The 19,137-nt window shown below is 58.0% G+C and carries 21 protein-coding genes and 1 riboswitch; of the genes, 9 read left to right on the top strand and 12 right to left on the bottom strand.

Annotation, left to right across the window (positions count from 1 at the left end; genetic code table 11):
- Position 1 precedes the first annotated feature (1 nt).
- On the top strand, positions 2-667 hold the full coding sequence (locus tag HRH33_RS18385; RefSeq protein ID WP_052448396.1) for a hypothetical protein: 666 nt from the start codon (positions 2-4) through the stop codon (positions 665-667).
- Positions 668-675: 8 nt separating this feature from the next.
- Here the strand turns inward: HRH33_RS18385 and HRH33_RS18380 are convergent, their stop codons facing one another.
- Both HRH33_RS18380 and HRH33_RS18375 read right to left on the bottom strand, forming a co-directional pair.
- Positions 676-1,545 (bottom strand): AraC family transcriptional regulator, encoded by an 870-nt coding sequence (locus HRH33_RS18380; protein ID WP_167418257.1) that lies wholly within the window; start codon positions 1,543-1,545, stop codon positions 676-678.
- A gap of 103 nt (positions 1,546-1,648) precedes the next feature.
- On the bottom strand, positions 1,649-2,191 hold the full coding sequence (locus HRH33_RS18375) for a P-loop NTPase family protein (protein ID WP_167418256.1): 543 nt from the start codon (positions 2,189-2,191) through the stop codon (positions 1,649-1,651).
- 361 nt (positions 2,192-2,552) lie between these two features.
- Here HRH33_RS18375 and HRH33_RS18370 point away from each other — a divergent pair, with 361 nt between their 5' ends.
- The 4 genes from HRH33_RS18370 to HRH33_RS18355 all read left to right on the top strand — a co-directional run bounded on the left by HRH33_RS18370 (position 2,553) and on the right by HRH33_RS18355 (position 7,074).
- Positions 2,553-2,882, top strand: a complete 330-nt coding sequence (locus HRH33_RS18370; protein WP_167418255.1) for a hypothetical protein — start codon at positions 2,553-2,555, stop codon at positions 2,880-2,882.
- Between the two features lie 279 nt (positions 2,883-3,161).
- Complete coding sequence (locus tag HRH33_RS18365) at positions 3,162-4,778, top strand: VPA1262 family N-terminal domain-containing protein (RefSeq protein WP_167418254.1); 1,617 nt, start codon at positions 3,162-3,164, stop codon at positions 4,776-4,778.
- The gene (locus tag HRH33_RS18360) at positions 4,766-6,199 is read left to right on the top strand and encodes a hypothetical protein (protein WP_167418253.1); all 1,434 of its coding nucleotides are present in this window, start codon (positions 4,766-4,768) and stop codon (positions 6,197-6,199) included. The genes HRH33_RS18365 and HRH33_RS18360 overlap by 13 nt, the downstream gene beginning before the upstream one ends.
- Before the next feature lie 575 nt (positions 6,200-6,774).
- Positions 6,775-7,074 carry a hypothetical protein gene (locus tag HRH33_RS18355; RefSeq protein ID WP_167418252.1) on the top strand — a complete coding sequence of 100 codons (300 nt, stop codon included), beginning with the start codon at positions 6,775-6,777 and terminating at the stop codon, positions 7,072-7,074.
- Positions 7,075-7,175: 101 nt separating this feature from the next.
- Here the strand turns inward: HRH33_RS18355 and HRH33_RS18350 are convergent, their stop codons facing one another.
- Positions 7,176-7,898 (bottom strand): hypothetical protein, encoded by a 723-nt coding sequence (locus HRH33_RS18350; RefSeq protein ID WP_167418251.1) that lies wholly within the window; start codon positions 7,896-7,898, stop codon positions 7,176-7,178.
- A 319-nt stretch (positions 7,899-8,217) separates the two neighbouring features.
- Between HRH33_RS18350 and HRH33_RS18345 the strand changes: the two genes are divergently transcribed.
- Entirely contained in the window at positions 8,218-8,451 is a 234-nt protein-coding gene (locus tag HRH33_RS18345; protein WP_167418250.1) for a hypothetical protein, read from the top strand.
- Here HRH33_RS18345 and HRH33_RS18340 read toward each other — a convergent pair.
- Positions 8,448-8,687 carry a DUF6124 family protein gene (locus HRH33_RS18340; protein ID WP_167418249.1) on the bottom strand — a complete coding sequence of 80 codons (240 nt, stop codon included), beginning with the start codon at positions 8,685-8,687 and terminating at the stop codon, positions 8,448-8,450. The two genes, HRH33_RS18345 and HRH33_RS18340, sit on opposite strands and share 4 nt — an antisense overlap.
- A 358-nt stretch (positions 8,688-9,045) precedes the next feature.
- Positions 9,046-9,651, bottom strand: a complete 606-nt coding sequence (locus HRH33_RS18335) for a hypothetical protein (protein ID WP_167418248.1) — start codon at positions 9,649-9,651, stop codon at positions 9,046-9,048.
- Between the two features lie 133 nt (positions 9,652-9,784).
- Between HRH33_RS18335 and HRH33_RS18330 the strand changes: the two genes are divergently transcribed.
- Entirely contained in the window at positions 9,785-10,357 is a 573-nt protein-coding gene (locus HRH33_RS18330) for a nucleotidyltransferase family protein (RefSeq protein ID WP_167418247.1), read from the top strand.
- On the opposite strand, the gene chrA is transcribed toward HRH33_RS18330, so the two are convergent.
- The gene (chrA, locus tag HRH33_RS18325) at positions 10,346-11,545 is read right to left on the bottom strand and encodes a chromate efflux transporter (protein WP_167418246.1); all 1,200 of its coding nucleotides are present in this window, start codon (positions 11,543-11,545) and stop codon (positions 10,346-10,348) included. The two genes, HRH33_RS18330 and chrA, sit on opposite strands and share 12 nt — an antisense overlap.
- 186 nt (positions 11,546-11,731) lie before the next feature.
- On the opposite strand from chrA, the gene tspO reads away from it, so the two are divergent.
- Together tspO and HRH33_RS18315 are read left to right on the top strand one after the other, a co-directional pair.
- Complete coding sequence (gene tspO / locus HRH33_RS18320) at positions 11,732-12,172, top strand: tryptophan-rich sensory protein TspO (protein WP_034099216.1); 441 nt, start codon at positions 11,732-11,734, stop codon at positions 12,170-12,172.
- Positions 12,172-13,116, top strand: coding sequence for an alpha/beta hydrolase (locus HRH33_RS18315; RefSeq protein ID WP_167418245.1), 945 nt, complete (start codon positions 12,172-12,174; stop codon positions 13,114-13,116). Before tspO ends, HRH33_RS18315 begins: the two co-directional genes overlap by 1 nt.
- Positions 13,117-13,578: 462 nt before the next feature.
- Here HRH33_RS18315 and HRH33_RS18310 read toward each other — a convergent pair whose 3' ends face one another.
- The 6 genes from HRH33_RS18310 to HRH33_RS18285 all read right to left on the bottom strand — a co-directional run bounded on the left by HRH33_RS18310 (position 13,579) and on the right by HRH33_RS18285 (position 19,114).
- The gene (locus HRH33_RS18310) at positions 13,579-14,082 is read right to left on the bottom strand and encodes a GNAT family N-acetyltransferase (RefSeq protein ID WP_167418264.1); all 504 of its coding nucleotides are present in this window, start codon (positions 14,080-14,082) and stop codon (positions 13,579-13,581) included.
- 511 nt (positions 14,083-14,593) lie between these two features.
- Complete coding sequence (locus HRH33_RS18305; protein WP_034136852.1) at positions 14,594-15,358, bottom strand: ABC transporter ATP-binding protein; 765 nt, start codon at positions 15,356-15,358, stop codon at positions 14,594-14,596.
- The gene (locus HRH33_RS18300) at positions 15,355-16,371 is read right to left on the bottom strand and encodes a FecCD family ABC transporter permease (RefSeq protein ID WP_034099209.1); all 1,017 of its coding nucleotides are present in this window, start codon (positions 16,369-16,371) and stop codon (positions 15,355-15,357) included. Before HRH33_RS18300 ends, HRH33_RS18305 begins: the two co-directional genes overlap by 4 nt.
- A complete protein-coding gene (locus HRH33_RS18295; protein WP_034114455.1) occupies positions 16,368-17,378 on the bottom strand; it encodes an ABC transporter substrate-binding protein in 1,011 nt (336 codons plus the stop codon). The genes HRH33_RS18300 and HRH33_RS18295 overlap by 4 nt, the downstream gene beginning before the upstream one ends.
- Before the next feature lie 118 nt (positions 17,379-17,496).
- Positions 17,497-17,689: riboswitch (cobalamin riboswitch) on the bottom strand.
- Positions 17,690-17,725: 36 nt separating this feature from the next.
- Positions 17,726-18,655, bottom strand: coding sequence for a DNA/RNA non-specific endonuclease (locus HRH33_RS18290; RefSeq protein WP_167418244.1), 930 nt, complete (start codon positions 18,653-18,655; stop codon positions 17,726-17,728).
- A gap of 96 nt (positions 18,656-18,751) precedes the next feature.
- Positions 18,752-19,114, bottom strand: a complete 363-nt coding sequence (locus HRH33_RS18285) for a response regulator (protein ID WP_034099201.1) — start codon at positions 19,112-19,114, stop codon at positions 18,752-18,754.
- Positions 19,115-19,137: the final 23 nt, after the last annotated feature.

The raw sequence follows: 19,137 nt of genomic DNA, 5'->3' as shown, positions 1-19,137 counted from the left end.
CATGACCCAACCCACCGATCCGCTGGCGGATCTCGCCGGCGCACTCAGCCAGGAATATGCCGACTCCCGCGACGCTCAACGCGAGCGTGCGGTTGCCGAACTTGAGCAGGTTATCCAGCGCGTACCCGAGCAGACCGAGTTCACCAACTCGCGCCGGTACAAGGTGCGCGGCCCGCTGTTTTTACTGATTTCCCTGGCGCTGCTGGGGTTCGCGCTGCACCGGGGCTCCACCGGCCTTGGCGTGTGTGCCGCAGTGATGGCCGTGGTGTTCGTGCTGCTCACCTGGCAGCACCGCAACGCCGGGCAACACGCCTTTATGCGCCTGACCCGCCGCCAGTTGTTTGTGGACACCCTGAGCGCGCCGGTGGATCTGGTGGACATTGTCGATGTTTCCATCAGTGAGGAAGGCTGGCTGACGGTGCAGAAACTGATTTTGCGTGCCGATGCGCCCCTGCCTGTCCATCGCTCCGCGCGACAGCTGTTCGGCAACCAGGCCCTGGCCCTTAAAAAGCCCCAGCCGCAGATCCGCATCCAGTCCGCCGGCCTGATGCAGGACGGCCGCACCCTGGACTGCGACCAGATCGCAGAGATCCTCAACGCCTATTGCCAGGCCGCCCATGCGCAACGTCACCTCGATGCGTTGCGCCAGGAAACCCAGCGGGCTTGATCGGTCCGCTAGCGCAGCGGCACATACACATCGGTCTGCCATTGATCCTGCGGCGTCTCGGGGTAGACGCTCAGGTAATGGAAGAACAGCGGGTGGTCGCGAAGCTCCTCGCCGCTGGCAGGCAGCCAATCGCGGTAAATCGGATAGATGGTTTCGCCGATATGATCCGGCGAGCCCACATGCCGCACCACCACGCAGCGCCCGGCAGGAATGATGCGCGCATGCACGCCAAACCCATTCGGTGCCACCGCCTCGTCAATCTCGCCACAGATAGCAAAGCGAAACGCCTCGGGCGCAGTGGTATCGGGGTTGTTATAGGGAATGCCAAACGTGCGGCTCGACGCCACCGGCGACTGGCCGCTCTGCTTGCGCCATTCGATAAATCGACTGGTCGTCTGATTGACCAGCCCGGCGGGCCCGCAATGCTCAAGCGCGGCCACCTGGGTTTGGGGAAATTCTACGATGCGTAATTGCATGATGATCGTCCTGGAAAAGTGAGGGATAGCGAACACCGCATTCCAGGTCTGCCAGTTCGGCGCCTTCCTGAACGCACTCGGCGCCATACCGAACGCCCGCCGGAACGCCCGGCTAAATGCCTCCGGGCTATCGAAACCGGCACTGAGCGCGGCCTCCAGCACCGAATAATCGGCAGCGTTTGCCAGGCTATGGGCCGCACGACGCAGGCGCATCAGGTGCACATAACGCGACACCGGCACGCCGACGAACGCGGTGAACTGTCGATGGAAGTGAAACGCCGAAAAATTCGCCACCCGGCTCAACGTATTCACCGACAGGTCGCCTTCGAGGTTGGCCTGGATGTAGGCGAGAACGGCGTTGAAGCGCTTGGTATAGGCGAGTTGAGTCGGCGTCTCGGACACTGGGAGAAACTCCTGGAAGGGCGGTCGGCGATAGAGTCGACTATAGCGGGGCGCGCGTGCCTAGCCGGGTTTGCTCAAGGTGCGATTGGGGTAATCGTCGTGCCTAGCAATCTCGCTGAGCCAGGCCAGCCGATTGTTCAATGCTGGCAAGAAAAACCTGGGTCTCGCGATTAGACCGCAAACAAACCACCCGGCAAGCAGAGGGCGCATTCGCGGCCAGTTGTTGCATCTTGGCCCTTGCTGATTTTCGCGTGCGCCACATAAACCCAAAGAAAGCCGGCAAATTCCCCCACTGCTCGGGGCAGTTCTCCGGCAGATCAGGGCGAGAATGTCCGCGTCCCAAGAACGTCCTGAGCACGACGCGCCAGAATCGAAGCGCCGCCGAACGATCAATCCATATCAATAGATCTGCGCGCGCGACCCGATTGTCCCAAGTCGCTGAATGACCCCCTTCGAATATCCAGCACTCACGCGCCTCGACTTCATGACACAAGCGCGTCTTCTCGTCCCCGCTGCGTTCTACCCAACCGGGTTGCCAGTGGATGGTATCGATATGAATCACCGGCAAGCCCGTACGCTGGCCAAGCTTGCGCGCTAACGTACTTTTGCCGGAACCGGGTTGACCGACGATCATCACGCGCTGCATTGAGGCTCCTTTTGGGTTGAGCACGTTGAGTGGTGGGTGGGGGATTTTGCGTTAATGGGGGTGTGTGTCAACAAAAGGGAGGTTGGTGTTGTGGGGGGCGTTTGACCAATATATGGCGGTTGGGAAAGGCAGCGTTCGGCCATTAGCTGCCGGAGTCAGCCGTTGCTTAGCTGCATGATGTGAGTCGCATGGGCGTCTTCAGTTCGAAAGCAGCAGCCCGTGATTGAGGAATCAAGCTAGGCTTAAGCAAGCCTCGCTATGAAGGATGAAAATCCTCGAAATAGGAGTTTCCGCCGGCGAAACGTTAAAGGAAAGAAAATAGCCAGCGCTCCTATCACCATCAGAACTTCAGGAATAACCGATGCAACATCTGATCCTTCATTTCACTCATTCCATCGAGGACATTGTCCCGTGGTGCAACGTTATTGAAGAACTCAAGCCACAGCTTGCTCGGAGTGGCGTAGGTCAATTCGATAGCGATGACATGGCAATCGATGGCGGCGACTGTGAGGCTATATTTCGAGGTTTGGATGCAAAACAGCTATTGGCCGTCATCCTTCCGCATATCCAAAACCTGGATTTTCTACAACAGCCAACAACTAAAGTGGAGCTTATCTTCGGAGAGCTTGGCAGTTCTTCTGAGCGGCAAATTTTCATCTTAGCTGACACTAAGTGGGTACCGTCTGCTTAGGGTCGGTTTCAGCTGGTCACGCAAAGTGATTCCGGTAATGCCCACGAATTATTTCAAAGACCCCATCGTCGAGACTGCCTTGTTGATTACTGATTGCCTGAATTCACCTCAATTGAAGTCACCCCATGTACGGTGGGTGGGAAGGTAATCGTCCGCTTCGAACCCTTGCAGCTCGAAGCCCTCGATGTGAAACGTCGACCAATGCCATATTGACATCATCAATTAAATGTTTATCTTTCTAAGATGGCTATCTTTTTCCTCGCATTAAGGGACTAAAAAATGTCTAAAGACAAGTGGAACTTCAATGATTCGTTAAAATCATTACAAAAACTCATAGCGCCTGGAGTTCTTGGCCTACATAACAGTTTCGAAGTAACAGAAATATTCGGATTCATCAAAGGCGAAACACCAGTCAATCTGATCACAATAATCGTGGCGGAACAAAAATTATCTTTGGCAGATGATGGCGAATCTTATCTTACAAATAGCCTTCTAAAAATTAAAACTTTGAAGCACTGGTCATTTGGCGTAAAACGTTATACAAAAAGTGCAGAGACCCTGATTGAGGCACTTGTAACATTAGATGCAAGTGGAGTTTGGAAAGGCTCTAGCAAAGAGTTGAGAACTGGAAATTTAACGGCAAAGCCACCTGAGTTCGCACCATCGGATTCAGCTCAAGAAATAATAATAAACAACATACTTAAAAACAACTATTGGAACGGCTCTTACTTTTTTGAATGGGCCGACTCAGAAAAAAATTCGCTATTCGAATTTTTTGAAGCACCTCAAAGCCTTCAAGAGCTGTCTGAGGAGCTAAAAGCGGCGCTACCAATCAACCTTGCGAAAATCTCGGACCGCTTAGGAAACATTATTATTCAACTACCTGTAACAGCCGTTGCCTCTTCATTTAGCGGACCCGCCGACCGATCTGAGTTTAACGTAGATGTAGAGTGGCTAGAAGGGATAACGCCTCGCCCTTTACGCCTTGTTTTATATCGAAAATACGATAAGATCGACGCGGTTTTCCGCTCCTTAGAAATAAAATCCACTTCAACAACCATATCAACACCAGATGGCCCTGGTGATTACTCAGCATACTTATGGGATGATGAGAACGAAGTTTTGATTAGTAGCACTGGAGCGATGAATTTCATAAATAACATCGACTTAGGTATCCACCTAATAGAGAGTGAACCAAGAACATTTATACGCCGCACGGGCGATGATATCATTACAAAAGAAGTTTCGTTAATAACACTTCAGACCAGCCGTATTGGGAATAAGCCGAACCCTAATGAGGAGTGGGCATCAAAGCGGATGTATACCGAAGAAATCCGCAGACTAAAAGACCAGCGTCGTTTCGTTCAATATAAGCCGTTACCTGGACAAGAAACCGCAGAGAGAGATCGAGCTTTATCGGATGTTCGCTGGCTCATTAATACTCATGGAAAAGAAGCAGCATGGCTCTGGGATCCGTTCTTAGACATGAATGATGTGTTAGATACTTTGTTTCATTCAACGTTTTCATACGTAGATCTCCGAGCTATTTCAGCGGGAAAAGAACCACCAGTATGCTCTTGCACCACACCAAGTCCCGAAACTTTTGTTCAAAGCCAAAAACTGATATTACAAAGCGCAAATTGCAACAAAAGAGGGCTTCGATTTGAGTTCAGAGCACGCGTTAATTCCAGTGGATGGCGATTTCATGACAGGTTCCTTATTTTTCCAAATAAAAATCATGGCGCGCTTGCCTGGTCTTTAGGAACATCTGTTAATAGTTTGGGAAAACAGCATCATATATTACAGCGTGTAGATGATGGGCAGCTCATCATGGATGCGTTTCTTGAGCTTTGGCATACCTTAAACAAGGAGGAGCAACTCATATGCAAAATTTAAGGAGCGATAACAAAATTTTGAACGCCATAACCGTTTGCCCGATGACCTGCAACGAGGCACCTCCAGTAACACTATTAAATGCCATCAATCTACTAGGAAAAAAATCTCTTAATGCTCTTTTCTATGATCACGATACTCTAGAAGAACTAACACACGAGTTTGCCGAGGACTTTAACTCGATCTTTAACTATATCCTAGATCAAATAGAACCTACACCCGAGCAATTTCAAAAATGGACAGCCATGTTCGCGTGGTTTAAACGAACACTGAAAGAGTGGACTCATAAAGAAGATCCTAACGAGTCAACTTTGACATCTTTATTATTGATTGCGCAGTTTTGTCAAAAAGAAGAGTCATTTTGGAAGGGCTTACCGAGCGAAATAATAATTAGCGATGCGCTACTGCGATCTCTTTCAAAGCTACTAGCTGGGCTGGCGATCCCGAATTATGAAACAGCTTCGCTCGAATGGCCTCAATTAAGAGATGCGGAGCGTTCCAAGGACTGGGTCGCTATGGATGCCGCGCTTAGGAGCTTGAGATTTCCACAACCTACTATCTTCCAGATGCAAGTTACTGATATTTTGAGCACATATTCCCCAGACACACTAGAGGAAGCCATATCAAGTCAACACCAAGTTATCATAGCTTTACAGCAGCAGGAACTTCTAACTCTGAACCAAAGCTTGAAAATCGGAACCGACACAAAAAACCCTTTAATTCAATTCACAACTTTACTAAAGGTTCTCTCACCAGAAGCGCAAGAATTATCATCTGAGCAATATGACGCTACCGCCTTCCTTCAGAAGTTAAGTCAAACTCCACGTGAGTGGTCCTCAGCATTAGCTATGCTGGTTAGTTCCCCACGAAGATCTGCACACCTTCATTCAACTATAGCAAGGGTTCTCGCGAATGGCAGCACATCAATACAGCCAGCGTTTATTAAACATCTAAATATCATTTCTGATGGAGGTTTGCGTACTTGCGTAGAGAGGCAAGCGGTGTCAGCCCTCCTTAAAGAATTTCATAAAATTGCTCCCGAGAACGTTCGTCTTTTTCTCTGGCAAGGACTACATGAGAAGTGGATCAATTGGCGGTTTGGCACGAGCAACGAACATACATCTCTACATGAATTAAATCGGTCCTCAATTGATTATGCCTGCGTCGGATATGCAGTCGAATGTATAACCGAGGCCGAGCTAAAACTTAAAATTGAAAAAATCGAACAAAACCTCTCAACTTTGCACCATCAATGGTTCCGCTCTGTAGTGCCCTGCAAGAGCGAGTGGTTCGTATTGCTATCGCAACTTAAAATTTACAAGCATGCTAGCAAAGTTAGCCTAGACGATGACTGGGTTTTTAATGATAGCGCTTGGGACTATGACACACCAAATTTTCCATATATAAAACTCAAATGGGGATAGTTTGAAAAAACAAACACGACCGTCTCACAAAAAGTCAGTATCTCAGCTGGCATCGCTCCTCCTATTGCGTCTTTTGTGCGGATATCAAAGTAGAAGGCAATCCCAGCCAAAATATTATTACAAGGGAAATGCCATAGACTCACCTAGCAGAGGGGGCAGCTCTGCTAGGTGAATACTGCCATCTTCTTATTGTAAGCGCTTTTTAAACAATGGCCTGCCGAAAGGAGTTCTTTGTGTAGGCCGGTGGTGGGAAGCCACTTAAGAGGAGTTCGGACGCCCTAATGTGTCTTGATCCTCACAGCAGAGCTAAATCGCTTGCGACATCCGACTGCTTTTGGCCGATTTCTGCCCGTCACAAAGAGCTATATCTGCATACGGTCCTTTGTGAGTAAACATATCAAGACAGTGGTGGTTCACCTTGGACTCTTCTTCCTCGCCCCCTGCAATTGCTGCCTGTTCAACCCTGAACCAGGCCGCAGTTCAACACCATAGGTCCGGTCGACCTGTGGACGCGTGGAACGACCCGCTGTGCCTTTCAGTCTACCTGTACCTATTCATCGGTAAGGTATGGCGCAATGGATAAGACAATCACCGTGGACCAACTGGCGACCACTGACCTCAGATCGGTCAACGAGATATGGCTTGGCGACACGCATACGCAGCTGTGTCTATGGCGTGGTGAGCAAGTGTTCACCCACGAGATGCTCAGTGAGGGCACCCACGATCAGAATGTTCGGCGCCTGTGCTTGCAACTGGTCGATCCTGACGATCAGGCTGCGGTGGCCCGTGTTGAGGTGATGGTGCGCGAACGGCTGGTAAAAATGGGCAAGGAGGGCGAGTTTTATCCGGCGCAAGAGGCGGACACTTATCAGTAATCGCGCTGCCGCTGAGCAATTGGGCGGGCCGGTCATGGCCGAAACTTTGGGTTTGTCCAAGAGCCAGCGGGTAGCCTTCATCTCTCATCACGCAAAGCGGATCAAGCTTGCGCGCTGAAACGCTGTGTTGCGCGTCGCTCAAACATGGCGTTTTCCGTCTCCTGTGTGGCCCGCTCGCCTTTGTAGGACAGTTGCAGGACAAAAGAACGGTCCTTCATCGCCGTTAAATCCGACGGGTCGTAATCCCTCAGAAGAGGCGCCAGATCAATGGTTTTGGCGAAGTTTTCGTTGGTCAGGCTGTAATAACCCATGCCCGACCAAACCGAGTCGGCGTCCACCGTATCGATAATGGCGTTGCGGTAAGCCACCGCTGCGGTTTTCATAGAAAGGGATTGATTGAGCAACTCTGTGAGACGCTTGCTCTCTTCGCCGCTGAGCTGGCTGGCCGTATCCTGCACTGTCAGGCGGCCGTCAGCCTCGACGGTGAAACCATACTCTTTGCTCGCCAGGTCCGGCGCGATACCCGACAACGTGGACACGAATGCCTTGAAAGAGGCCTTCAACGTGTGAAACGCCCCGTTGGAAATTTCAGCGAGTCGAGGATATTCCGACGATTGCTGGCGACCGACCCAGGTATCGACAATGTCCACCGGTTCAACCGTTGTGCTTGCTGATTCACTGGGATGATAGATCGCTGCCGGGGCGGTGTTTGCCAACGTCTGTTTCGCGTGATCAGTCAGGGGCTGAGCCACGAGCTTTTGGTCGGAAGGTGCGAGCTGGGTGCTGGCTGGCGCCAAGTAGGCTGCGCTAACGGAAAGGTTCATTTATCGCTCCATGATGTGTCGTCCTCTTCCAGAGTATCGACGGCTATGTGCCAAGCTTTAGCGCATCGATGCTAAGGGGGCGCCAAATGGGGCCATCTCATTATTTCCATAGATGGCCCTCTGGCCCTGCTATCGCTCTGAGATTTCGCTTAGCGGTGTGTTGGATGCAGTCGCAGCGATCAATCATCGGGCAGAGTTGAAAGGGTAGCTTTTTCCATAGAATCGGCCGAAAACAACCCATCACTCGGCCAACCCGTTTACCATGCGCCGCCGGCAGTGGTTCCACGCGCTACCGATCTTTTCCTTAATAGGTACCGCAATGTCCATCGAGCACATTTCCCTCCCCAAAGGCGTCGGCCCGCAGGCCGCTAAGCTTCTTGACGCCATTACCGGCGCCGCCACCGATGAAGAACTCAACCGCGCCGGGGGTAAAGCCGAAGGGTTTGTGCTTGGGCTGGAAGCCAGCAAAACGATCAAGAGCCAGGTCGCCGAGTCGTTGTATGTGGCTTACGACGACGCGGCGGGCCATCGGGCGGATGAGTTGAAAGGTTAAGCCGAGCAGGGCGCTTGGCGGTCGAGGAGGCGGGCGGTGAGCAGTACGCCGAGTTCGCTCAGTTGGTGGATGGCCAGGGCGATGTCGCGTTGTTTGCCGCTGAGGTCTTCGGACAGGTCGAGCAGCAGCGTGCTGACGCTGGTGAAGGTTTCGTAGCTGTTGGTGATGAGGCTTTCGGTGCTGGCGTCGGGGGTGACGCTAAAAAGATGGGGTGAATCTGGCGCGACTTTGTACATACAAGATATCCCGAATGATGCCGTCACCTTGTCGCTACTAAACGATGGGTGGCAGCTGTACGCAGGTTAGTAGACCGGTGGATATCTAAAGCCGGCGCGCCCGGAGGCGCCCTACGCACAGCCACCATCAAGTTCAGACGCAATGTCTGAATGATGTAACTCATGCACTTTTCGATACCCAACTCAGGCTACTAAACCCGGTCCCTGAGAAATTCAGCGACCGGGCAACCTTAGAGACGGCCACCCCAGCGCACAAGCCGGCGGATTCTGACGCAGGCGTAGGCAAGGGAGCAAGGCGTCGCTGGCTATTCGGATTTAGCCTTCAGACGATATCCGCCAACACCTCCAAGCTCTACGGTCAGAACCCCTGGCTGACACTGACCCCACGCATGATAAAAAACCGTGGGTCGATCAGCTGTAGGCCCTGCTCACCTTTCACGCGGCCGACCGTCACGTGGTAGGTCTTGGGCGCTTCGGAAAGGTTTTCCGGGTGGCGCGTGAGTTTTGCCAGGGCCGGGGTTTTGGCCCAGGCGGCCACGGGCATCTGGCGGATGTCTAGGGTGACCACCCAGGATTTGTCCACAGCCGCGCCCATCGGGTCAGGGTTGGGGCTGACATCCTTGATCTTGGCAATTTCGTAGCCTTGGGAATAACAGAAGCCCGGCGCTTTTTCGGTGTAGGCCGTACGACCGGATTCGGTGAGGCTGTAGGTTTTGTCGCTTTTGGCCAGAAGGCCGGCGTCGACCAGGGCGTCGAACGCCGGTGCGTTGCCGCTGGAAACGCCGGCGCTGAAACTCTCGCTCAAGGTCACCGGGAAACTCTTGAACATTGGTGCGCTGATGCAGGCAGGGCCTTGCAGTCGGGTTTGCAGCGCCGTTTGAATGTCCGTGTCGGACGGGCTGTCGCTGCAGGCGGTGAGCAGCAGGGCGCTGGCGGTGGCGAGGGCCATGGCAGTGAGTCGCATCGTTTTATCCTTGACGATTGAGGGCGTGTCGGCACTGAGACTGTCACATTGAGTAAATGTTTCCGCCATTTACGACGGTGCATTATTGTGGCCGTCTTCGCCCGAATAAGCAGTGCCGTCCGCAGGAGCGCCCATGACATTGACCGTCGACACGTTTATCTCCCTGGCCATGGCCAACCCCCTCAATGCCGAAATTACTGCACGCCTACCCGACCTGGGTGTGGCGCAGTGCATGCTTACGGCGGGCTGCCTGTTCCAGGCGGTGTGGAATCATCAGGCGAATCGACCGGCCGATCAGGGCGTAAAGGACTATGACGTTTTTTACTTCGACCCGGACCTGTCCTACGAGGCTGAGGACAGGGTGATTCGGGCGGCGCAGGGGGTGTTCAAGGACTTGGGGGTAAATGTCGAGGTCAGGAATCAGGCGCGGGTTCACTTGTGGTATGGCCAGCGTTTCGGTCGGCCTTACCCCCAGTTGCACTCGGCCCGCGACGGCGTGGATCGTTACTTGGTGGCCGGCACCTGCATCGCTTTGGAGGTGGCGACGGGCAAGTTGTATGCGCCTTACGGGTTGCAGGATGTGGCCGAGGGCGTGCTGCGCATCAACCCGTTGCACACAGAACCCGAGTTGTTTGCGCAGAAGGCCCTCAGTTATCAGGCGCGCTGGCCCTGGCTCAGGATCGTCGCGCCCGGTTCAGCCGAGTAGGCCACCCAGCACGGCGCAACCTGCCACCACCAGCCACGGCGGCAGCTTCCAGGCCATCAGGGCGACGAGTGCGAGTAACGCCAGGGCGAAGTCGTACAGGTTGAAGATCGCGCTGGTCCACACCGGGTGGTACAGCGCCGCCAGCAACAGGCCGACCACCGCCGCGTTGACCCCCGCCAACGCGGCCTGGGTGCGGGGGCTGTGGCGCAGGCTCTGCCAGAAGGGCAGCGCGCCGAAGATCAGTAAAAACGACGGCGCGAAGATTGCCAGCAGACACACCACGCCGCCCATCCAGCCGTTGGGGGGCGCATGCATCGAGGCGCCGAGGAAGGCGGCAAAGGTGAAGAGTGGGCCGGGCACGGCTTGTGCGGCACCGTAGCCGGCGAGGAATACGTCGTTACTCAGCCATTGCGGCGCCACCACTTCAGCTTGCAACAACGGCAGCACCACATGGCCGCCGCCGAACACCAAGGCGCCGCTGCGGTAGAAGGCGTCCACCAGCGCCAGGCTGTGATGGGGCAGCCCCTGCGCCAGCGCCGGCAGGCCCACCAGCAGTACGGCAAACAGCAGCAACCACAGGGCCCCGGCGCGTCGGCTGAGGGGGATGGGCAGTGCGTCGGGCGCAGCGGCCAGTGCAGGTTTGAATAGCACCAGGCCGGCCAATCCAGCGGCGGCAATCACGCCCACCTGCGCCCAGGCCGAGGGTTGCCACAGCACCGCCGCGGCCGCGAGCAGCATCAGCAGCACCCGCGCTACGCCCCGGCACAGGCTGCGCGCCATGCCCCACACGGCTTGGGCGACCACTGCCACCGCGACCACCTTGAGGCCATGCAGCACACCGGCGGGCACGGCCGTACCGTAGTGGGCCAAGCCCAGGGCAAACAGGATCAGCAGCAATGCCGACGGCAATGTGAACCCGGCCCACGCCGCCGCTGCGCCGCCGTAACCGGCGCGGGTCAGGCCCAGGGCGATGCCGACCTGGCTACTGGCCGGGCCGGGCAAAAACTGGCATAAGGCGACCAGTTCCGCGTAGCTGCGCTCGCTCAGCCAGCGCCGCCGGGTCACGAACTCATGGCGAAAATACCCCAGGTGCGCAATTGGGCCGCCAAACGAGGTGAGCCCCAGGCGCAGGAAAATCAGGAACACCGCCCAGGGGCTGCTGTGTCGAGCGCTGATGGGGTCGGTCAAGATTGGTCTCGCGGGCGGGTGGAGTGAAGGCACGGTAACCAATTTTAATGACGGCTGAAAGCGAGGGATCCGACGCGAATTTCAGACCTGCATTGAATTTATGCGCGCTTGCTTGAGTCATTTGAAACATGCAGACCGCTTGGTTTTCTTTCCACTCGCCCCGCTGACTTCAGCCAAGGACCGACGATGACCTTCTTTATCTTCCTGCTCGCCTGCGCCGCCGCCGCCAGTACCGGCATCATTTTCAAGCCTGGCGCGTGGTACGACTCCCTGGTCAAACCGAGCTTTACACCGCCCAATTGGTTGTTCCCGGTGGCGTGGACGATCATCTATTTACTGCTGGCCTGGGCTGGTTACCGCTTGAGCCTGATCCCCGGCAGCCAGATGGTATTGGCGCTGTGGGCGGCGCAGATTGCCTTGAATACCTTGTGGACCCCGGTGTTTTTCGGCGCCCACCGACTGTTGGCGGGCATGGTGATTATCGTGCTGCTGTGGCTTACCGTCGCTGCGATGGTGGTGCTGGCCGTGCGCCTGGACCTGCTCACCGGTTTGATGCTGTTCCCGTACCTGGCGTGGCTGTGTGTGGCGGCGGCGTTGAATTTTTCGATCTTGCGTAATAACCGCTGATGGCCCTGCAGCCATGGCCCGCCAGTGCGACCGAACTGGCCCAGATGCGCCGCTTCAACCAGAAGCTTGGGTGGATGCCGCGCTTCAAGATCCGCAATCGCGTCACGCCGCGCGTGTTGCAGACGTTGTTGCGCATCAGCCAGAAAATCAAGAAAGGCCCAGCCGCTGAAACCCGCTTGATTCGCCAGGACGGCATTCAGGTGCCGGTGCGCATCCTGCGTCCCAATGGCCCACCCAAGGGCGTGGTGCTGGATATCCACGGCGGCGGCTGGGTGATCGGCAACGCGCAAATGGACGACGACCTCAACCTGGGCATGGTGCGCGCCTGCGACGTGATAGTGGTGTCGGTGGACTATCGTTTGGCGGTCGACACGCCGGTCCAGGGCCTGATGCAGGACTGCCTGGCCGCCGCGCGCTGGCTGCTCGGTGAACCGGAGTTTGCCGGGTTGCCGGTGATCGTCGTCGGCGAATCGGCCGGTGGGCACCTGGCGACCGCGACATTGCTCGCGCTGAAACAATGGCCGGCGCTGCTCCAACGGATCAGCGGCGCGGTGCTGTATTACGGCGTCTACGACCTCACCGGCAGCCCCAGCGTGCGGGCGGCAGGCCCTGATACGTTGCTGCTGGACGGGCCGGGCATGGTCGACGCGCTGCGCTTGCTGACCCCGGGACTGAGTGACGAGCAGCGTCGGCAGCCCCCGTTATCGCCGCTGTTTGGTGAGGTGGAGGGGATGCCGCCGGCCTTGATGTTTGTCGGCGAGCTGGACCCGCTGCTGGACGACACGCGGTTGCTCGCCGAGCGCTGGCCCCAGGTAGAGGCGCACTTGCTGCCGGAATCGGCCCACGGGTTTATCCACTTTCCGGTGGCCATGGCGGATGCGGTATTGGCGTATAGCCGACAGTGGATCAGCGGTTGCCTCACTGGTGAACAGTCTTCGCGCTAACACAGCGCATCACATCGACAGTGGGCCTGACGACTCTTTTCGTGGTGAGTCGATGCGCTGTGATGAGCGGTTTTTTTGTGGTGAGCGGGCTTGCCCTAACGCCGGGCAGTTAAGGACTCAGTGAGTGATTTTCTGCGCCAGGCTGAGGACGGATTCGCAGGCCGCAAACTGCGCGGCAGTACGCCGTATGATCCAGGCAGCGATGACTATCAAAGGTGGGAGGGGCGGTGCGACGATTCGACTTGCCCCCGATAGCGCTGGTGAGTCAGCCCATCTGTCACTGACCCACCGCAATCGGGGGCAAGTCGAATCGTCGCACCGCCCCTCCCACCTTTTGAACCGGTTGTTCCAGTTAATACTGGGTAGGCCGTTTAGATTCGCATACTGGCTCTGATTTTTTAGTTATTGCCCATCTCGCCTTAACTGACTGGCATCAGGGCAAGCCCGCTCACCTGAGTGGACTCACAACTGCCGTTGCATATGAGTGGTCTGCCAGACCGGGTCTGACTCGATATCCACCACTTCAAAGCCCTGACGTCTCCAGAAATCAATCGCCCCCGGTAGAAACGGGTGAGTGTGCAGGTACATCATCTGCACTTCATCGGCTCGGGCCTGTGCCTCTAGCGCCCGATACAGCCTGCTTGCCAGGCCAAAACCACGGAACGCCGGCAGCACGTACAGGCGCACCACTTCCACGGTGTTCAGGCCTTGGTAGTTCAACTGGGGAAAACGCCCGTCGTAGTGGAGATAGCCGATAGCGGCAACGATCGCACCGGCGTTACGCACGATCATGAATTGACCTCCACCCTGAAGGTACGTTGCTTCGAAACTCGCTAGATCGGCGGGTAGACCGGCGGCGCTGAGGGACGGGAACAACTCGGCGCGGGCCTGCAGGACGAAGGTCAGTACGTCGGGGATGTCGGCGGCGGTTATCGTTGTTGGTGTAAGTGTGAGTGCCGGCAGCATCGTGGTGCTTTTATCAAGTTTCACAGTGTGCCCTTGACTGGTTGAGCTGAAATAGAGAACTGGAAAATTACTCGTCTACGCAGGCTGAATCCGCCCCGCGCCCTGGCTGTTTGATCAGTTGGGCCGCAACCGCAGTATCTGCGCTAGATCGGCGGGTAGACCGGCGGTGCTGAGGGACGGGAACAACTCGGCGCGGGTCTGCAGGACGAAGGTCATTACGACTCTTTTCGAGGAAGGTGGGAGGGGGCTTGCCCCCGATTGCGGTGGGTCAGTGGCAGATGGGCTGACTCACCAGCGCAATCGGGGGCAAGCCCCCTCCCACATTTTGAGCCGGTTCTTCCAGTTAATACTGAGTAGGCCGTTTAGATTCGCATATTGGCTCCGATTTTTTAGTCATTGCCCATCTCGCCTTAACTGACTGGCATTAGGGCAAGCCCGCTCACCACAACAAGCCTATCCACCAACCATATAGAGCAATCCCCAGAATCCGCCCCACGCCCTGGCTGTTTGATCAGTTGGGCCGTAACCGCAGTATCTGCGCCCCATCGAACGGGTCGGTCAGGTAGTGCGCCTGCACGCCGAAGGTGTCTTGCAGGCGTTGCGGGGTGAGCACCTCCAGCGGTTTGCCCAGTGCTACCAGGCGCCCGCGATCCAGCACGGCGAGGCGGTCGCAGGTCAGGGCCTGGTTGAGGTCATGCAGGGCGATCAGGGTGGTCACCGGTAGCGCTTGCACGCCTTTAAGGATCGCCAGTTGGTGCTGGATGTCCAGGTGATTGGTCGGTTCGTCCAGCAGCAGGATCCGGGGCCGTTGCGCCAGGGCGCGGGCGATGTGTACGCGTTGGCGTTCACCGCCGGAAAGGCTGCGCCAGGCGCGCTGGCTCAGGTGTGTAGCGTCCACGTCGACGAGGGCCTGGCGCACGATGGCGTCGTCCTCGGCGCACCATGGACTCAGCGCCGACAGCCAGGGCGTGCGCCCCAGGGCCACGGCGTCGAACACGCGGATGGCGTCGTCGGTGTCGGCCTGTTGTTCCACCACCGCCAGTTGCTGGGCGATGGCGCGGCGCGACAGGTCGTGCAGGCGCTGCTCGCCCAAGCGCACTTCGCCGCTGGCCGGCGGGCGCAGGCCGGCGAGCAGCTTGAGCAAGGTGGATTTGCCCGAGCCGTTCGGGCCGACGATGCCCAGGGTTTCCCCCTGGGCCACCTGCAGATCGATCCCGCGCAGTAGCTCGGCGTCGCGCACTTTGAAGCCCAGGTTGGTGCAGCTCAACACCGTCATCGCGCGTTTCTCCGGCCGATCAGGATCAGCGCAAACACCGGCGCGCCCACCAGCGCCGTGACCACGCCGACTGGAATCACCTGGCCCTTGATCAAAGTGCGCGACAGCACATCGGCGGCGATCAGAAACAGCGCGCCGCCCAACGCACTGGCCGGCAGCAGGCGCGAGTGCCCGGTGCCCAGCAACAGGCGTACGGCGTGGGGGATCACCAGGCCGACAAAACCGATGGAGCCCACAATCGACACCATCACCGCCGTGACCAGCGCCGCGCAGCCCACCAGCACGATCTGCACTCGCCGCACTGGGATGCCCAGGGATGCCGCCGAGTCGCTGCCGAAGGTAAACGCATCCAGCGCGCGACGGTGCCACAGGCATACCGCCAACCCCAACAGCGCCACCGGCACCGCCAGCCACACCGATGGCCAGCGCACGCCGCTGAGGTTGCCCAGCAGCCAGAACAGAATGCCGCGCGCCTGTTCGGAGCTGGCCGACTTGGTGATCAGGTAGGCGGTGAGGGCGTTGAACAACTGCGAGCCGGCAATGCCCGCCAGGATGATCTGGCCGGTGCCGCTGGACGAACCGCTGGCCCGCGCGAGCAGGATCACCAGGGCAAACGCCGCCATCGCGCCGACGAATGCGCCCGCCGACAGCGACACCAGCCCGCCGCCCACGCCCATCAGCGCCACCAGCACCGCGCCGGTCGACGCGCCGGCGCTGATGCCCAGCAAATACGGATCGGCCAGCGGATTGCGCAGCAGCGATTGCAGGATCACCCCGCAAGTGGCCAGCCCGGCACCGCAGGCGGCGGCGACCAGGGCGCGAGTCAGGCGGTAGTTCCACACCACGCCCTCGTCGATGGGGTCGAGCACATAACCCGCGTGCCACAGTTTGTTGGCGAGCACCTGCAACACCACCTGGGGTTCGATGGCGGTTTCGCCGATGGCCACCCCGGCGAGTACGGCAGCGAGCAGCAGCGCCAGGGCGAGGAGGGTGCGTAGCAGACTGGCGGTCATTGCGGCAGGTCGTAGCCGTCGATGGCGCTGGCCAGTTGTTCCAGGCCATCGAAGGTGCGCACGCTGGCCTGCAAGGCCAGGGCGTCGAGGATGATGATGCGGTTATGTTTGACCGCGTCCATGTTGCGCGTGACTGGGTCGCTGCGCAGGAAAGCGAGTTTCTTTTCGTGGTCGTCGGCGGGGTAGCGGCGGCGGTCCATGCGGGCGATTACCAGAAAGGTCGGGTTGGCCTTGGCGATGGTTTCCCAGCCGACGGCCGGCCACTCTTCGTCGGACTGCACCACGTTGCGCAGGCCGAGGGTCTCCAGCATGAACTCGGGCACGCCTTTATGGCCGGCCACGTACGGGTCGCTGGCCATCTCGGAGCTGGAGAACCACACCAGCGCACTGGCCTGCTTGAGTCCCTTGCCCTGCGCCGTGGCGACGGCCTTGGCCAGGCGCGCCTTGAGGCTGTCGTTCAGCTGTTGGCCGCGATCCTGGACGTCGAAAATGGCTGCCAGTTGGCTGATGCTTTTGTAGATGGTGTCGATGCGAAACGGCTCCAGCCGCGTGCCGTCGGCGCCCACCAGGTTGTCCTTGCCTTCGCAATCGGAGGGCAGCAGGTAAGTGGGGATGTTCAGCTCATGAAACTGCTCGCGTGTGCCCACCACGCCTTGGGGGCCGACCACCCATTCCAGCTCGGCGGCCACCAGTTGCGGGCGCTTGGCGATCACGGCTTCGAAGCTCGGTTCGTTATTGGCCAGGCGCTCGATGGTGTCGTTCTGCGCCTTGAACTGCGGCAACACCGGGTTGAACCACAGCGAGGTGCCGACCACTTTGTCGCCGACACCGAGGGTGTAAAGCATCTCGGTGGCGGTCTGGCCGATGGTCACGCTGCGCGCGGGGGCCTGGGCAAAGGTCAGCGTGCTGCCGCAGTTCTGCACCGTCAGCGGGTAATGAGTGGGCGCGGCGTGAGCCAGGGTGGCCAGGCCGAAACTGGCGAGCAGGGCGGTAGCGCGTGGCAGCATGGGGCGTTCTCCGTGTGGACCGTACGTGCGACTGGGGAGCTACGGTCATGGAAACACGCCCTTGAACACCGCCGCCAAGGGCCGGGCAAGGAAGTCCTTCCCGGACACCCCGCCGGTTAGTGATGTTGCTGGGCCGGCAGGTCTCCTGACTGATGCGTCGTCGCCTCGCTCCAGCCTTCCCGGACGCGTCCAGTGGCAGTGGGGAGCAGGCTCGGCACCTACAGTTGCGGGGGCAGTTCCGATTGGCGCGGCGTACCGCGCTTCGGATTCCCTATTAGTCCCGTTCGGGAACCGGCGCGGTATGGTAGTCGATCAGGGCGAGGCGATATAGCCCGAAGAACGCCCGGTCATAGACGAATGTCTTGCGGGCCCCGGATGAGTGCCTCAATCCGCGTGCCCGTAGCGCGCTCTTCGTTGCTGAAGCCGTCGTAGTCAGCCAGGTTGGCGAAGCGGATGCCGGTCAGTTGTTCAATTTGAAGCAAGCTGCGCCGGTAGGTCCTGAGCGGGCCGAAGATCAGGTCAAGCTGCCCCAGCTCGCGGCTTTGGTCGATCATGTAGGCACTGGCCGAGGGCTTGCCGTCATCGCCCAGGTAAGCCACCACTTTCCAGAATGCCTTGGGGATTTTCACGCCACGGTACACGCGGTCGTCATCGGCGAACACCGGGCCGCTGAACACGGTGGCGCGGGCTTGCCAGCGTTGGGTGTTGTCCAGGATGTAGTCTTCCAGCTCCAGCCAGGTCTTCTGGTTGAACCCGCTCATTTGCGGCGAACAGTTGGTGAAATGGAAGGTATCGACATTGGCGGTGGCGGCCTGCTCGCCCCAGTTGGGGTCTTGGCGCCGTACCAGGTGGCCGCGGTCCAGGCCATTGTTGGTGTAGAGCGCTTCGCCCACCTGCGCGCTGATCGGCAGGCGACCGTCGTAGGCCCAGGTGTCGTTGCTGCGGGTAATGTCTACGTGCTTGGCGCCGTCGATATTGACGCCCACGTAGAGCGCCAGTCGCCGCGAGCGCGACATCGTTATCGAAAAGTGCGTGTAGTCCAGGCGCAGTGGTTCCACATCATCCTGCAACGCCTCGTCTGTAGTGGGCCAAGGCACGACGAAGCGGCTGAGAAAATCCGTGGCGTAACCTTGGCGGTCCTGCAGATCCTTGGCGGCGGTCACCCGTGGGGTTGCTGCCCGGGCTTCCAGCAGACTCGCGCTTGGCGCGATCAGTGGGCGCAGATCGGCCAGGCGCGGGCGATGGGACAAATCGATAGGGGGATTGCGGGCTGGCATGGGGTGTTCCTCTCGGTCCTTGAATGCACACCAGTGCAGCATAGGCTCATGACAATTTCAGCCTGGTCGCTATCGCCCTTGTCCAGGCGGCGCTTGTCACGTCGCCGCCAGCAGCCTTCTCACTTCGGCGACGATCAGATCGATCTTGAAGGGTTTGGCCAGCACGGCGTCAAACAAGTCCGAGCGCTCCATACCGATGTGCGCCTGCGCGCCGCTCATCAGGATGATCGGCAGGTGATTGACGCTCGGCAGGGCGCGCACCGCTTCGGCGAGCTGTTGACCGTCCATCACCGGCATCATGAAGTCGGTGATGATCAGCGACGGGCGTTCGCGCTCCAGCACGTCCAGTGCCTTGCGTCCGTTGCTCGCTGTGACGACCATGAACCCCTCATCCTCCAGCGCGAAGCCAAGGATGTCGGCGATCAGATATTCGTCATCGACGACCAGGATGGTGGTCATGTCAGTCCAACCCACACAAAGAC

It is taken from the genome of Pseudomonas rhodesiae (assembly GCF_013285305.1).
Lineage (GTDB): Bacteria > Pseudomonadota > Gammaproteobacteria > Pseudomonadales > Pseudomonadaceae > Aquipseudomonas > Aquipseudomonas rhodesiae.
Note: the sequence above shows the minus strand (reverse complement) of the source record. Positions and strands in the feature narration are given on the sequence as shown.

Bases quoted from the DNA above. Each gene is read 5' to 3' on its own strand.
- HRH33_RS18365 (WP_167418254.1), top strand. From the start codon at position 3,162: ATGTCTAAAGACAAGTGGAACTTCAATGATTCGTTAAAATCATTACAA.
- HRH33_RS18305 (WP_034136852.1), bottom strand. From the start codon at position 15,358: ATGACGGTGTTGAGCTGCACCAACCTGGGCTTCAAAGTGCGCGACGCC.
- HRH33_RS18310 (WP_167418264.1), bottom strand. From the start codon at position 14,082: ATGCTGCCGGCACTCACACTTACACCAACAACGATAACCGCCGCCGAC.
- HRH33_RS18375 (WP_167418256.1), bottom strand. From the start codon at position 2,191: ATGCAGCGCGTGATGATCGTCGGTCAACCCGGTTCCGGCAAAAGTACG.
- HRH33_RS18340 (WP_167418249.1), bottom strand. From the start codon at position 8,687: ATGTACAAAGTCGCGCCAGATTCACCCCATCTTTTTAGCGTCACCCCC.
- HRH33_RS18290 (WP_167418244.1), bottom strand. From the start codon at position 18,655: ATGCCAGCCCGCAATCCCCCTATCGATTTGTCCCATCGCCCGCGCCTG.
- HRH33_RS18335 (WP_167418248.1), bottom strand. From the start codon at position 9,651: ATGCGACTCACTGCCATGGCCCTCGCCACCGCCAGCGCCCTGCTGCTC.
- HRH33_RS18295 (WP_034114455.1), bottom strand. From the start codon at position 17,378: ATGCTGCCACGCGCTACCGCCCTGCTCGCCAGTTTCGGCCTGGCCACC.
- HRH33_RS18330 (WP_167418247.1), top strand. From the start codon at position 9,785: ATGACATTGACCGTCGACACGTTTATCTCCCTGGCCATGGCCAACCCC.
- HRH33_RS18300 (WP_034099209.1), bottom strand. From the start codon at position 16,371: ATGACCGCCAGTCTGCTACGCACCCTCCTCGCCCTGGCGCTGCTGCTC.
- tspO (WP_034099216.1), top strand. From the start codon at position 11,732: ATGACCTTCTTTATCTTCCTGCTCGCCTGCGCCGCCGCCGCCAGTACC.
- HRH33_RS18370 (WP_167418255.1), top strand. From the start codon at position 2,553: ATGCAACATCTGATCCTTCATTTCACTCATTCCATCGAGGACATTGTC.
- HRH33_RS18285 (WP_034099201.1), bottom strand. From the start codon at position 19,114: ATGACCACCATCCTGGTCGTCGATGACGAATATCTGATCGCCGACATC.
- HRH33_RS18355 (WP_167418252.1), top strand. From the start codon at position 6,775: ATGGATAAGACAATCACCGTGGACCAACTGGCGACCACTGACCTCAGA.
- HRH33_RS18315 (WP_167418245.1), top strand. From the start codon at position 12,172: ATGGCCCTGCAGCCATGGCCCGCCAGTGCGACCGAACTGGCCCAGATG.
- HRH33_RS18385 (WP_052448396.1), top strand. From the start codon at position 2: ATGACCCAACCCACCGATCCGCTGGCGGATCTCGCCGGCGCACTCAGC.
- HRH33_RS18350 (WP_167418251.1), bottom strand. From the start codon at position 7,898: ATGAACCTTTCCGTTAGCGCAGCCTACTTGGCGCCAGCCAGCACCCAG.
- HRH33_RS18345 (WP_167418250.1), top strand. From the start codon at position 8,218: ATGTCCATCGAGCACATTTCCCTCCCCAAAGGCGTCGGCCCGCAGGCC.
- HRH33_RS18360 (WP_167418253.1), top strand. From the start codon at position 4,766: ATGCAAAATTTAAGGAGCGATAACAAAATTTTGAACGCCATAACCGTT.